The sequence below is a fragment of the Kribbella sp. NBC_01245 genome, from assembly GCF_036226525.1.
GTDB lineage: Bacteria > Actinomycetota > Actinomycetes > Propionibacteriales > Kribbellaceae > Kribbella.
Genome location: NZ_CP108487.1, coordinates 8,445,375 through 8,459,324, shown reverse-complemented (window position 1 = coordinate 8,459,324; position 13,950 = coordinate 8,445,375). Strand labels below are relative to the sequence as shown.

The window sequence follows — 13,950 nt, the reverse complement described above, 5'->3', positions numbered from 1 at the left end:
CAACGGTCCCGCAGTCCGCTCAGCGCGTTATCCAGGATTGCCCGCGTGGGTGAGGGTCTCCCAGGCGTAGAAGTAGTTCGCGCCCGCCGGCCGCTTCGACTCCGTGTAGCGCAGGGTCGTCGGCATCGACATGCCGAGGCGGTTGTGGAAGTGGTTGTACGCCACCTCGGTCACCGCGCCCAACCCCTTCTTCACGGTGCCACCGCACAAGTTCGACGGCGTCGGCGTACCGGTCTCCAGCCGGGCGTGGAAGTAGAAGCCGTCGCTCAGCCGCTCCCGCGCCTCGGCGTACAGGTCGACGCCTTGGTGCCAGGCCGTTTCAGCGACATGCGTCGCGGCCGTCAGACCCCAGCCGGTATGGCCGAAATCGCGACAGGTCTCCTGCGAAAGCCCGTCGGAGAAGGTGGATTGGCCCTGCCAGTAGTCGATGATCTCGGCCCGGGTGTCCTTGGACGGACAGGTCGACGGCGCCTTCGGCCAGGCGCCGTCCGTGGTCTGGTAGACGTAACCCGGCAACCGCCCGCGCCAGATGCCGATCGCCTTGTCGAAGGCGGCGCGATCGTCCAGCACCACCGCGATACCGATCGCGGCGTCCATCATGATCAGCTCCCAGTTGCCGTTCTTGCAGCCGGCGCCGTTGCGGATCTCGGGCAGATAGACGTTGCGCAGCAGGTTCTCGAACCGTCCGCGCTGCGTCCACGTACCGGTGTACGTGTGCTTGATCAGCTCGGCGGTGCGGGAGAACGAGGCACCGGCCCAACCCGTCTGCAGAGGTGCGTTCGAGTTGGTGTGATCCGTCAGGACCGCCGACCACGCGTCCATGATCTGGATCGCCTTCGTGGCATGACGCGTATCGCGGTTGATGTACCAGAGCAGGGCGTGGGTGTACGCGGCGATGGCGTCGTTCCGCTCGTCGGAGCAGCCGTAGTTCGGGTTCGAGTTCGAACCGCACTCGACGACGGCACGTGGCTTCGGCGTGTACGACAACGAGGCGGAACCACTCGCGCGCATCGCGTCGTACGCCGCCTTCTGTGGCTGGGCGCCGGCGAGCACCCGACTGCGGGTGACGTCCAACTGGGCCTTATTGACGAGCACGCCGGGATGGCTGAACGCGAGCGCGGCGGCCGGACGGTCATCCGGTGGTTCAACGGCGTTGGCTGTCGGGATGCCGATCAGCGCAATGGTTAGAGCGATCAGGGCTGGGCGGAACAGACCGTTCATGGTTCCTCCTGGGCGGACCCCACTCGACAGTGAGCGGGCAGGCACAAGAAGTTACCGAAGACCGGATCTTTAGTAAACCTTCCTAACCAAATCACCCGCAGCCGCGCCGTACGCCTAGGCGGAGTTGGCCCCTGAGGAACATCGGAACGGAAACGTACGTTAGAAAGCTCCCCGGGGTATCGGCCGAGGAGCTCAGCAATGCGGCTCAGACCCACTGAAACGCTGTGATCCGGATGGCCTCCCAGTGCGGGACGTCGCGAGTACAGCGATAGTGCGCCGAACGGGTGCCCGAGCACGCACGCAGGATCGAAGACCTGCTGACCGAGATCGACCGCGACCCCACCGGCATCTTCTGGGGCTGACGCGACCCGCCAGCGGCGATGTTCTCCGCGCGGCCGGTGGGGCGCTCTTCGTGCCAATGAGATGGTGGAGTTACGACGAGTCGTCACCTGGCGGCCTTGTCGACTCGGGACAGCAGTGACGCACCAAACAGGTCGCAGCCAGGGTGGAGTGTGCTGGCTCGAGCCGCATCCGGCCCGGTCGGGCACCAGGTCGTAGAAGCTTACTCGCGGGCGACACACGGTCGGCCACACGCATTGTGTACCTCGTAAGGACGTGGCCACCCGATCTGTCAGGCCCGGTGCCGATGGCGCTGGCCCGTGCGGCTGGCGCCTGTTGCACATACCGCTCGTGAGGTACTGTCCAAAACAGTTCGCACGGGCGCGCACCACGACGCGTGGGGGGAATCATGTTTCGATGGTTCAGCTGGCAGGTCGCCGGCGCGTTCACGGCCATTGCAGTGCTGGTCCCTCCGCTCGCCGCATCCTCAACGACTCTCGGTGGGAACGTGCCCCGGTGCAGGTTCGGGGTCGGAGGTCTGCACGATCGCCAACTGGCGAGCTGGCGACTTCAGCGGAAACTCATCCTCACGAGGTGTTTCCGGGATGTTGCGCACGCCGCGGCAGGACGAGGCTCGAGGGATCGGCACCAATCGTCCAAGTGCCGCGGACATCTACATAATTCAAGGCGCGGACTACGTCCAATGGGGTTGGTATCTTGGGTCGGCCAGTCAGCTGCCGACAGTGAGCACCCCTCATGTATTTGTAGGCGAATACCGCCCTGGTTACACGAACGACGAATTACTAAGACAAGGTCCAGCGCTCGCCTGGGACACGTTCTATCTGTTTAGAATTGAGTTCACCGGGGAAGACGGGTTGCCCGGGCAACATTACCGTTTCTATTTTAATAACACCTATAGATTTACGACAACGGCCGCCCACTCGAGTTGGGGTACGGCTGCATTCAACGGCGAAGTCGCGAGCACCTGCACGTTGATGCGTGCGAGAGCGTACCGATCGACAGCTCCAACCCGCGTCTTGATGTATCTAACGTACGGTAGTGGCGGGTCAGTGTGGCATTTCTTCTCTGACGACTACTTCAATGATCCGGGATTCTTCTCCTATGATGCCGGCGATATCGCCACCAACTTCGCGTACGGTGGAACTGCTTGACGCGGCAGGAAAGGCGTTAGATGGTCGGGTCGCACTGCCAATAATCGACGGCTCAAAGCACTGCGGCTCGCTCTGCGGTCTTGGTCCATCTCACATATCTACGTCACCCGTCGCATCGCTCGCGGCGTCTCCTCGACCAACTCGATCGCGGTTGCCCCTGAGCCCCGGTTTGGACGGGCACTGTGCGTGACCTGGTCGAGCCTCCTTGGCGCGGACTGCTCCGTTCGCGAGGACGGATGTGCAAAGAAGCCCGGGTTCGAGGCAACCTGGTGGACACGGTGGGCCTCTTACCTATTGGGAGGTGTGGGGTATGGAGTATGCAGACTTCGACGACTTCGTTGCGCGAGGGTCGCGTCGGCTCCTGGGTACCGCTCACCTCCTGGCCGAGAACCGGCACACTGCAGAGGATCTGACGCAGGAGGCGCTGATCCAGGTGTTTCGCGCCTGGCCTTCCATCCGGTCGACCACGGCCGTCGATTCGTACGCATATCGGACGCTGATCCGCCAGTCGCGCCGGCGCTGGCGACACAGATCACGCGGCCACGAGGTTCTCATGAGCGATGTGCCGGATTCTCCTGTGAGCGACGGTGCGCGCCATGATGCGGATCTCAGCATCACAGTTCGGGAGCGTCTCGCCATGCTGCCTAAACGCCAGCGAGAAACGCTGACATTGCGTTTCTACTCGGATTTGAGCGTCGAAGACACCGCACGGGTGCTGGGGTGCAGTCCAGGAACCGTGAAGAGTCAGACCTCAAAAGGGTTGCAGAACCTTAGGCGGCTCCTGGTCTCCCCGAAGGAGATACACACGGCTAAATGAGGATGATCGCGATGAATCAGCACGACGAAGAACTTGCCTCACTTATCAAGTCGAGCGTCAATCCAGCGGAACTTCGGACTTTCGATGCTGGAGTTGTGGCAGACCAGGCGCGCAGACGGGCCAAGATGCGACGAACTGTCATCTCCTCGAGCCTGCTCATTACTGGCGCGCTGGTGGTGGCCGGAACCGTTGCAACGTTGAGCGTCCCGGAACGCGACGCGGCCGAGCCGCCGGGAGTCGTGATGCGACCAGCATGCGCACCACCGTTCGCCATCCCGGCAAGCGGGGCGAGCGGTTCAGGACTAGAGCTGTCGACCACCGCGGGCGGAACGCCCGCCATGGTCGACGTGGTCATTCCTCCCGCATCCGGGATCCGTCTCGTCGAGGGCACCCTGGTGGTCGGGGCAGTCGACAGCACCGGTGGAGCCGGCGACCCGTCGGCCCTCCCATCCACGGCCGTACTGCGGCCGGAGAACCAGCTGGCGGCCAACGCTGTCACCAACTTTGACCCGAACGACCAGCGGCTCCAGGTCACGTTCCAGGCCGCGGCGGCCGGCCGGTACCCGGTGTACTTCATCGCCAGGTACGTATCCTCGAGGGACTGCCTTCCACCGGCTCCACCAGCCGACGCGGAGCCCGCGACTACGGTCGTGCAGCGCCTGGGCGTGGTTGTCGCCCGGTAGCGCTGCGTTGCCAGACTCGGGGGCATGGACGGATGGGCAGCGTTCGCCGCGATTGCGGTGCTGAGCGGAGGGAGACATCGTCGAGGCGCCGCGGCAGGCCACGGATCCGGCTGGCCGTCTTGGGTGGCACTGCAGTCGTGCTGGTGTGGACCGGCCACGACGTGACCTGGGCTCTGCTCGGCCGGACCGGCGCGCTATGGCTGCTCGACCGGTCCGGTGTCGTGCTCGGGGTCGCGATGGCCACGGCGGTGCTGGGGATCGTGATCCGCAGCTGGCTGGCCACTGCGGTCATTGGCAGCCTGATCGTGGCGCTCCTGTCGTGGTGACTACCCGGCCCCGGCCTGGTTCAGGCCCGAATGCTTGGGTAGCTGTCCCAGCCCGCCAAAGTTGGTGGAGGTCTCCTGTCGCATAAATGGTCAGTTGTGAGAGTTCTGCAAACCCGCCAGATCCAACCTCGGATCACGCCTAGAGCGATTCGCAAAACACCTCTCAAAACCTCGTGGTTTGAGGACCAGTTCTGAGAGGCTTGCCGAATGGATCTGACACCCGATCAGGCCGCTGCCGCGGTGGAACGGCACCCGTGCCCGAACTGCGAGGTGCCCGCCGGCAGTGCCTGCCGTACTCGCGGCGGTAAGACCGCCGCGAAGTACCACACCGCCCGTTTCATCCTGGTCCCGGCGCTGCGCGAGGAGCTCGCTGTCTCGGTACCGGCCACCCGGCGGCCCGGTACGCCGTGGGTGCAGGGTCCGGAGGTTGCTCCGGGCGAGCCCGACAGCGCCGGCGCCCCGATCCGGATCGGCTACGCCCGCTGCTCGACAGCTCAGCAGGAGCTGCAGACCCAGCTCGACGCGCTCCGCCGGGCGCGCTGCATGCGGGTGTTCTCCGAGAAGATCAGCACCAGGATCAAGGTCCGGCCCGAGCTGGAGAAGGCGCTCGCGCTGGCGCACGACATCAAGCAGGCAGCACCGGACCAGCCGGTGATCATCACGGTGCACGAAATGAAACGCCTTGCCCGCAACGCCGCCGAACTGATGACCCTGTCGGCCCAGCTCCAGGCCGGCGGAATCGGGCTCGAGCTCCTCACCGGACCGTTGACCGGCGTGTACGACCCGAACGGCATGGGGTCGATGCTGTTCGCGGTGTGCGCGGTCGCCGCCCAGCTCGACCGCAACTACATCCGGGAGAAGACCCTCGAAGGTCAGCAGGCTGCCGCGAACAAAGGCAACCACGGCGGCAGGCCAAAGGTCATCGACGACGACATGCTTGTGTTCGCCCGCGCTCTACGTGACCACGGGACACCAATCGGCGAGATCGCCCAGAAGCTGACCATCGCCACCGGGAAGAACGCCGGCCAGCACCCCTCAGTCGCGTCTCTCTATCGAGCACTCGCCGAGACACCTCGATAGCCCGGACCTCAATGTGGCGGCTGCTGACACACTACTTACCAGCACCCAGGTAGCACGCGCACGGCGGTGACGCTCCTCGTCGGGCGGCCGATCAGGAATCTTCGTCGTCGCCGGCGGTGTCGGGATCTCTCAGCGGGCGGCGGCCGCCGCGCAGTTCGGGCAGGTGGAAGGAGTAGTGGCCGTGGACGTTGAGGTGGCGGCGGATGAACGGTGACAGTCTGGCGACGTCGTCTTCGAGGACCGGGTATCCCTGTGCCCGTAGGGTTTCCAGGGCGGCGTTCAGGTAAACGGTGTTCCACAAGGTGATGCAGTTCAGGACCAGGCCGAGCGCACCGAGCTGGTCTTCCATCCCGGTGTGGTATTTCTGCCGCAGCTCGCCTTTCTGTCCGTGGAACACGTGCCGGCCGAGATCGTGGCGGGTCTCTTGCAGGTTCCGCATCGCCTTGATGTCTCGCCGGTACGGCTCGTCGTCGATGTAGGACAAGACGTGCAGAGATTTGAAGATCCGCCCGTATGCCGCGACCGCGGACCCGAGCGGGGTGGGGTGCCCGTCGCGGGACAGCACCCGCAGCGCGTCGTGGGCGGTGACGGTGCCGGTGTGGATCGAGGCGACCACCCGCAGAATGTCGGGCCAGTGGCGGCGGGCCGCGCCGAGGTCGACCTTGCCGCGGGCGGCAGTGTTCAACGGCCCGTAGTCGGCGCTGAGGTCGATGCGCCACAGCTTCTGGTCGGGCAGGTCTGCCAACTGGGGGCGGTAGGAGAACCCCAGCAGGTGTAGCAGCCCGAACACGACGTCGGTGTAAGAGGCGGTGTCGGTGACGATCACCTCGGGGCGGGGGCCGCCGTCTTGACTGTAGATCACGTCGATGGTGTGAAGGGAGTCACGCGGGGTGCCGGCGACAACTTTGCCGCCCAGGCCGAGGGCCTGGTCGTTGACCATGTTCAGCCACTGCGCGCCACGCCTGCGCCCGAAGTATTTCGGGTTCGGCCGGGCGTGGATGGTGGGGATCGGCACCACGAACCGCATCCCGTCAATCGCCGCGACCAGGCCACCGCCCCAGGCCTGGGCCAGCTCGATCTGGGTCTGGGCCTCGATCAGCGGTGCGTTCGCAGCCGCATAGGTCTCGGCACGCAGATAGTTCTGGTCGACGTGGGACAGCCGGTCGCGGGTCAGCGCCGCGATCCCTGACGACATGACCGGGGAGTACCCGATGTTGAGGGCGTGCGCGGTCAAGACGGCCGCGATCGTGACGTGCAGGTCGGCCAGCCGAGTACCGCCGCCGGACACCGCGGTGAAGGCGTCGATGAACCGTGGATGCCAGGACGCCACCTCCAGCAGGACCTCCGACAGGTCCACCCTCGGCAGCATCGCGGCCAGCCGCGCGCGTAGGTCGATCAGGCTTGGCGGGTCCGGGATCGCCTCGATGTGCTGCACATGCAGCCGGCCGTCGGCGTCGACGGTGACGGCGGTGTTCACGACCAGCCGGCCACCGACCTCCCGGTACGACAAATCCAGCAGCCGGGCATGCGCGGCGAGCAGCGGATCCGGATCATCGGGCAACCCGAGCGCGTTCAACGCGGCCGGCTTCGCCGCCACCCACGCGGGCCCATCGAGCAACTGCGCCCGCGGATCGCGCCACCTGGTCGAGGTCTCGGCGTACACATCGCGGCGGCGCAGCGCCCGGTGGAACCGCTCCAGGACGCAAAACACCCAGCCCGCCTTGTCGACCACCCCGTCCGGCAGGCCCGGTCGGTGCACCAGGCGGCGCCATTCACCACCCACCAGGTCGGCATCGATCAGCCCGGCCGGGATCTGGCCGCCGGGCAGCTTGCGGGACCGGTAGGCCAGCACCTCCGGCAATGCGCGCATCGCGGCCAGAACCTGCCCGCCGTCGGCGGTCGCGCCGAAGGTGATCACCTCGCACAGCATCGGCAAGAACCCCCGCACGGTCGCGATCCGGCCGGCGAGCTCGGCGCGCCACTCCCCATCCGGATCCGCACCCGGTGGCGGCGCCACATCAGAGATCTTGTCCACCGCCGCGCGGAGCTCCGCGCGCGACACCACCGCTTCGATCGACTCCCACAACTGCTCGACGGTGATGTTCTCGCCGAACTCGGTCGCCTCGAACAGCACCTCCACCGCAGCGGCCAGCCTCCCCGCGTCTCTGGACACCGATGGGTAGCGGCGCAGCTTCTCCTTGTTCGACGCACGCTCCGCGCGAGCCAGCAAATCCGACACCATCAACACGTCCAGCAGCTCCAAGGCGTCATCGACCGCCTTGCCCTCCAACTGCCGGACCGCTGCCAGCATCGTGGCCAGCCGCCGCTCAGCCGGGTGCCGCTTCAACGCCGGAGCCTTCCCCGACAGCCCGTACCGGGCCAGCTCGGCCACCCGCCGCGCCGGCACCGCGCTCAGATCGATCCCGCCGACCCCGAGGCCCGCGATTTCCGCCACCCGATCCAGGACCTTCACCATCTGCGGACCCGACGGCTTCGCGGCCGGTCCCTTCCGTAGTTGGTCGAACCGAGACGTCCGGGCACCATCCGGCACCTCCAACGACAGATCCAGCAGTCGGCGCTGCTCATCGGTGACCATCCCGTACAGCGTGTCCCACAACCGCTGAGCCGTCTCGCCCTGGACCCGCGCCACCAGCCTCGCAAGGGTGCTCACCCCCGGCAGCAGGACCCGCCGCTCCCGCAGCCACGCCACCGCACCGTCGAAGGTTGCCTTCGGCCCCTCACCAGTGGTCCACGCCCGGGCATCCACCCACGCCGACAACTCCGCCTCCACCTCGGCGAAATCACGCAGCCCGTACTCGCGCTGGATCTCCCCGGCATGCTCTCGGTGCGTCGTGTCCCGCTGCGAGTACTGCTTCACACACGAAGGATCGGCAATGCCCAACTGCTCGGCGAGGTAGTCCACCACCTCGCTCGGCACATCGACCGGGTCAGCCAGGAACGCTCCGACATAGCGAGCCGTCGCCAACTGCACGGCGAACCCAAGCCGGTTGTGATCACCGCGCCGCTTCCCGACCAGCACCTTGTCGGCGTCGTCGAGGAAGAAGAACCGCTCCAGCTGGGCCCTGGCAGGCGGGCCGTTGTAGCGGCCATACGCGGCCGCCTGATCATCGGTCAGAAACTCAACAGGCATGGCCCGAGAAACTACGGCCTACCAACCGCGCTGGCCAGCCCCAAGCTGCCACAGCAGACCGGGAACATCGGAACGGAAACGTACGCCAAGACCTGAGCCAGCGCCGCTAGCCACCTGCACTCCCAGTCCTACAAACATCCTTACCGTACGTTTCCGTTCCGATGTTCCTCACGGGCCGAGTTGCCCTGGTGGACGAAGACGGCGAGCTGGGTGCGGTCGCGCAGCTTGAGCTGGCCGAGGATGCTGGAGATGTGGGTCTTCACGGTGCCCTCGGAGATGATCAGCTCCCGTGCGATCTCCCGGTTACTGGCGCCGAGCGCGACCAGGCGCAGGACCTCGCGTTCCCGGTCGGTCAGCCGGGCGATTTGCGGCGGTACCGGCCGGGTGGCCGGCCTGGCGGCGGCGGTCGTGAGCACGGCGACCACTTTGGCCGCGGCGGCGGGTGACAGTTGCACGATGCCCCGCTGGGCCAGCCGGATCGCTTCGGCGAGGTCCCGGGCGGGAAGGTTCTTGAGCAGGTAGCCGGCAGCGCCCGCTTGCAGGGCTTGCAGCACATACTCGTCGTCGTCGAACGTGGACAGAATCAGGACCTTGATGCCGGGCCGGGTGCGAGCGATCTCGGCGGTCGCCTGGACCCCGTCGAGCACCGGCATCCGGATGTCCATCAGGACGACGTCCGGGTTCAGTGTCTCGACCAGCCGCAGCGCTTCGGCGCCGTCGGCCGCGGCACCCACGACTTCAAGCCCGGGTTGCCGTTCCAGGATCGCAGTCAGGCCGTCCCGCATCAGTTCCTGGTCGTCGACTACCAGCAGCCGGATCGTGTCGGTGGTGTCCGTCTCCATTCAGGCCTCCCCGTTCGCTGCGCGGGGCAGGGTGATCGCCAGCCTGGTGCCGCCACCGGGTGCGTCGAGCAGGGTCAGCCGGCCACTGACCAGCTCGACCCGTTCGCGGACGCCGCGAAGACCGTTGCCGGGCGTGATCGGAGGGCCGATCCCGTCGTCGTCCAGGGTCAGCCGGGCCGACCGGTCGCCCAGTTCCACCGTGAGCCGTACTTGATTGGCGCGGGCATGGCGCTGGACGTTGGTGAGGCCTTCCTGGGCAGCGCGGTACAGAGTGACCAGTTGCTGTCCGGAGTACCGATGCTCGTCGCCGGTGATGGTCAGTTCCAGCTCGAACGGCAGTACCTGGAGGTCGGCGGCCAGCGATCGCAGGGCCGGTCCCAGGACGAACGGCGCCCGGTCGCGGCGCAGCGTGTCGACGGACTGCCGCACGTCCGTCAGCGCCTGGTCGGCCAGCCGTTTCGCGTTGCCGATGGCAGTTGCGGCGGTGTCCTGCCCGGGTGGGAGCAACACCTGCGCCTTCTCCAGCTGAACGCTGATCACAGTGAGGTGGTGCCCCAGGCTGTCGTGGATGTCGCGGGCCAGCCGGTTCCGCTCTTCGATCGCGGCCAGTTCGGCCACCCGGGCCTGGGAGTCGACCAGCTGGTCGTGCGAGGTGCCGAGCTCGTCGAGCAGCCGCTCGGCGTGCCGGCGGCTGGCCTGCTCCCGCCGAATCAGCAGCGCCGTGGTCGTGACCAACATTATGGCCAGGGCGAATAGTGCGTAGGAGTGCAGGTCCTCCGGGCCGGCCGACCACAGCGGCTTGTGCGCGGAGAACCGGATCGTGAACCAGGCCAGGATGGCCAGGCAGACCGAGACACCAGCCCGCGCTCCCAGCCAGGACACGGCGGGGTACGGAAGCGCGAGGTACATGATCGAGGCGAGGCTCAACCCGTCGACCTGGGTCAGGACCTCGATCAGTGCGGCCTGGATCGCCAGGGCACCCGCGGCGACGACCTTTGGGGGCTGATCGCGGAACCGCCGGTCGACCAGGAACTGCACGGCCAGCACACCGGCGACCGTGGTCAGGGCCAGCGCGGTCGGCAGGAACGAATCGTCCGTACCGCGCAGGTCCCGGCTGACGATGATCGGCAGGCAACTGAAGCCGACCGCGGCGGTCACCAAGGCGGAGACCGGCCACGGTGGCGCGCACCACCGCGGCCGCCGCCGTACCGCGGGGTACAGATCGTGGGACATGGCGCCCTTCGCTCCGGGAACCGTCTCAGTGCACCACATCGTGGGCGCACGGCCATCGCACGCAAGGCCGGATCGGCTCTGCCCTGAGACCTAGGCCGAAGGTGGGACCGGCCGGACACCTGAGGCGGACCAGGTTCGGCCCTCGTACAGATGCGGCCGCCCAGCTGCCGTTTCTAGGCTCGAAAGCGATCGTGACGAGACGAGAGGCACAGCGATGACAGGGACGACCGAAGAGCAGCAGGAACCGACCGCTACCGCCGAGCCGGACCGCCGGGTCCGTCGCAGGGCGGTGATGGCCGGGGCGGCCGCGGCGACCGCGTTGGTATCCGGCGCGGCCGGCGCCGTCGGCGGGCGGCTCACCGCCGACCCCGGCCCGCGGATGAGTTCCGCACCGGCGGCCGGTGCCCGGTTCGCGAACAAGGTGGTGCTGATCACCGGCGCGACCTCGGGGATCGGCCGCGCGGCAGCGATCGCGTTCGCCGCGGAAGGCGCCAGCGTCGGGTTCTGCGGCCGCCGCGAACAACTCGGCCGGCAGGTCGAGCAGCAGATCCGCGTGGCCGGCCACGATGCCACCTACGTTCGGGCCGATGTCCGGGTGGAGGACCAGGTGGTGCGTTTCGTGAACGCCATCGTCGCCCGGTACGGCCGGCTCGACGTCGTGTTCAGCAACGCGGGCATCCATCACATCAAGCCGGTCCACGAGATCACCACGGCGAATTGGGACGATGTGCAGAACACCAATGTGCGCGGCGCCTACTTCACTCTCAAACACAGCATCCCGCACCTGCTCGAGGACGGCGGCAACGTCGTGCTCACCGCGTCGATCAACTCGCTCGCGGTGCGGCCGGGGTTCTCGGCGTACGGCGCCAGCAAGCACGCTCTGATCGGTCTCATGCAGGCGGCCGCCCTGGACTACGGCGCGCACGGGATTCGCGTGAACGCGGTGCTCCCCGGGCTGACCGACACCGAGATGGCCCGCAAGGCCTCCGGAACCGAGTCGCTGCCCGACTCCGTCTATCGGGCCGGGATCGCCGCCGTGGCCCGGTCCCGCGCCCCTGCCGCCGGCCGGGTCGGCAAGCCGGAGGAGATCGCCGCGCTCGTTGTCGACATCGCCTCCGACCGCTATCCCTTCATGACCGGCTCCGCCCAGGTCATCGACGGCGGAGCCTCCGCCTCCCTGCCCTGATCCAGGCCGGAGCGACTCTCCGGGAATGAAGGTCAGGAGTGGGTCACGTCGAGGACGCCGATGATCTTGTTCAGCCGGGCGGCGACGCGCTCGGCGTGGAAGCCGTCGCCTTCGACGACGGCTCGCAGGGTGCCGGTCTCGAAGCACAGCCGCAGCTCGCGGACGTCGTACGGGTTGAGCTGTACGGCGACCCGGGCGAACAGGCCCTCGGTCTCCACCACGCGCGCGGTGAAGACGGTGAGCGTACGCTCAGGCAATTCCTCCGCCTCGGGAACCTCGGGCCGAACGGCGAGGGTGGTCATCGCGGAACCTCCTTGTGGCGCAGCAGGCCATAGCTGAAACCGTCGACCAGTGCCTCCCACGAGGCCTCGACGATGTTGGCACCGACACCGACGGTGAACCACGAACCCTCGCCGTCGGACGTCTCGATCAGGACCCGGATCACCGCGTCGGTGCCGTGGCCCTGGTCGAGGATGCGGACCTTGTAGTCGACCAGCTCGAACTTGCCGACGACCGGATAGGCCTTCTCGATCGCGGTTCGCAAGGCGTGGTCGAGCGCGTTCACCGGGCCGTTGCCCTCACCGGTGACGATCTCCCGCTCGCCACCCGCGACGAGCTTGACCGTGGACTCCGAAACGGCCTCGCCGTCGGCCCGGGATTCGGTGATGACCCGCCAGGACTCGACGTCGAAGAAGCTCAGCCGCTTGCCGGTGACCTCCTCGGTGAGCAACAGCGCGAACGAGGCGTCGGCCGACTCGAACGTGTAGCCGCGCGACTCCATCTCCTTCACCCGGTCGGTCACCCGGCTGACCAGGTCGCGGTCGTTGCCGAGGTCGAAGCCGAGTTCGCGGCCCTTCAGCTCGACGCTCGCCCGGCCGGCCATCTCCGAGACCAGCATCCGCATGTCATTGCCGACGAGCGCCGGATCGGTGTGCTGGTAGAGATCCGGGTCCACCTTGATGGCGCTGGCGTGCAGCCCTGCCTTGTGGGCGAAGGCGGACACACCGACGTACGGCTGCCGGGTCGACGGCGGCACGTTCGTCACCTCGGCGATCGCGTGCGCGATCCGGAAGGACTCGGCCAACCGGCCGGGCGGCAGCAGGGTCATGCCGCGCTTGAGTTCCAGGTTGGCCACCACCGCGAGCAGGTCGGCGTTACCCGTGCGCTCGCCGTACCCGTTGACCGTGCCCTGGACGTGCGTGACGCCGGCTTCAACCGCGGCGATCGAGTTCGCCACGGCACAGCCGGCGTCGTTGTGGCAGTGGATTCCGAGGCGGGCGCCGGTGGACTGGAGGACGTCGTGCACGATCTCCTGCAACTCCCGCGGCAGCGTCCCGCCGTTCGTATCGCACAACGCCACGACGTCGGCGCCTGCCTCGGCGGCCACCCGTACGACCTCCAAGGCGTAAGCCCGGTTGGCGCGGTAGCCGTCGAAGAAGTGCTCGGTGTCGAGGAAGACGCGCTGGCCGTTCTCGCGGAGGTGGCGCACGGTGTCGACGACCATGGCCAGGTTCTCGTCGAGCGTGGTCCGCAGCGCGCGCTCGACGTGAGCGTCGTGGCTCTTGGCGACCAGCGTCACGACCCCAGCGCCGGACTCGCGCAATGCGGCGACCTGCGGGTCGTCCGCGGCGACGGCCTGCGGCTTGCGGGTGGCGCCGAACGCCGCGAAGGTGGCGTGCCGCAGGTCAAGCTCGGTCCGTGCCCGGAGGAAGAACTCGGTGTCCTTGGGCACCGCGCCCGGCCAGCCGCCCTCGATGAATCCCACGCCCAGGTCGTCCAGGTGCTGCGCGATCGCGATCTTGTCCGCCACGGAGAGCGCGAGGCCCTCCTGCTGGGCGCCGTCGCGCAGCGTGGTGTCGTAGACGTGGAATTCGTCCGATACGGTCACGGTTTTCGCCTC

At 67.4% G+C, this 13,950-nt stretch carries 12 protein-coding genes; 6 read left to right on the top strand and 6 right to left on the bottom strand.

The window, feature by feature from the left end; genetic code table 11:
- Positions 1–27: 27 nt before the first annotated feature.
- The gene (locus tag OG394_RS38945) at positions 28–1,221 is read right to left on the bottom strand and encodes an alginate lyase family protein (RefSeq protein ID WP_328992370.1); all 1,194 of its coding nucleotides are present in this window, start codon (positions 1,219–1,221) and stop codon (positions 28–30) included.
- 944 nt (positions 1,222–2,165) lie between these two features.
- Between OG394_RS38945 and OG394_RS38940 the strand changes: the two genes are divergently transcribed.
- From OG394_RS38940 to OG394_RS38920, 5 genes are all read left to right on the top strand, one after another.
- Positions 2,166–2,732, top strand: coding sequence for a hypothetical protein (locus tag OG394_RS38940; protein ID WP_328992369.1), 567 nt, complete (start codon positions 2,166–2,168; stop codon positions 2,730–2,732).
- A gap of 310 nt (positions 2,733–3,042) precedes the next feature.
- On the top strand, positions 3,043–3,549 hold the full coding sequence (locus tag OG394_RS38935; RefSeq protein WP_328992368.1) for a SigE family RNA polymerase sigma factor: 507 nt from the start codon (positions 3,043–3,045) through the stop codon (positions 3,547–3,549).
- Positions 3,550–3,674: 125 nt separating this feature from the next.
- Positions 3,675–4,232: a hypothetical protein gene (locus tag OG394_RS38930; RefSeq protein WP_328992367.1), complete on the top strand. Its 558-nt coding sequence runs from the start codon at positions 3,675–3,677 to the stop codon at positions 4,230–4,232.
- A gap of 119 nt (positions 4,233–4,351) precedes the next feature.
- On the top strand, positions 4,352–4,558 hold the full coding sequence (locus tag OG394_RS38925) for a hypothetical protein (protein ID WP_328992366.1): 207 nt from the start codon (positions 4,352–4,354) through the stop codon (positions 4,556–4,558).
- Between the two features lie 207 nt (positions 4,559–4,765).
- A complete protein-coding gene (locus tag OG394_RS38920; protein WP_328992364.1) occupies positions 4,766–5,638 on the top strand; it encodes a recombinase family protein in 873 nt (290 codons plus the stop codon).
- Positions 5,639–5,729: 91 nt separating this feature from the next.
- Here the strand turns inward: OG394_RS38920 and OG394_RS38915 are convergent, their stop codons facing one another.
- The 3 genes from OG394_RS38915 to OG394_RS38905 all read right to left on the bottom strand — a co-directional run bounded on the left by OG394_RS38915 (position 5,730) and on the right by OG394_RS38905 (position 10,864).
- The gene (locus OG394_RS38915) at positions 5,730–8,789 is read right to left on the bottom strand and encodes a Tn3 family transposase (protein WP_328992363.1); all 3,060 of its coding nucleotides are present in this window, start codon (positions 8,787–8,789) and stop codon (positions 5,730–5,732) included.
- Between the two features lie 140 nt (positions 8,790–8,929).
- Complete coding sequence (locus tag OG394_RS38910; RefSeq protein WP_328992362.1) at positions 8,930–9,631, bottom strand: response regulator transcription factor; 702 nt, start codon at positions 9,629–9,631, stop codon at positions 8,930–8,932.
- A complete protein-coding gene (locus tag OG394_RS38905) occupies positions 9,632–10,864 on the bottom strand; it encodes a sensor histidine kinase (RefSeq protein WP_328992361.1) in 1,233 nt (410 codons plus the stop codon). It abuts the gene before it with no gap.
- Positions 10,865–11,078: 214 nt separating this feature from the next.
- Here OG394_RS38905 and OG394_RS38900 point away from each other — a divergent pair, with 214 nt between their 5' ends.
- Complete coding sequence (locus OG394_RS38900) at positions 11,079–12,050, top strand: SDR family NAD(P)-dependent oxidoreductase (RefSeq protein ID WP_328992360.1); 972 nt, start codon at positions 11,079–11,081, stop codon at positions 12,048–12,050.
- Between the two features lie 32 nt (positions 12,051–12,082).
- Here OG394_RS38900 and OG394_RS38895 read toward each other — a convergent pair whose 3' ends face one another.
- Together OG394_RS38895 and cimA are read right to left on the bottom strand one after the other, a co-directional pair.
- Positions 12,083–12,352, bottom strand: a complete 270-nt coding sequence (locus OG394_RS38895; protein ID WP_328992359.1) for a hypothetical protein — start codon at positions 12,350–12,352, stop codon at positions 12,083–12,085.
- Positions 12,349–13,938, bottom strand: a complete 1,590-nt coding sequence (gene cimA / locus OG394_RS38890) for a citramalate synthase (protein ID WP_328992358.1) — start codon at positions 13,936–13,938, stop codon at positions 12,349–12,351. The genes OG394_RS38895 and cimA overlap by 4 nt, the downstream gene beginning before the upstream one ends.
- Positions 13,939–13,950: the final 12 nt, after the last annotated feature.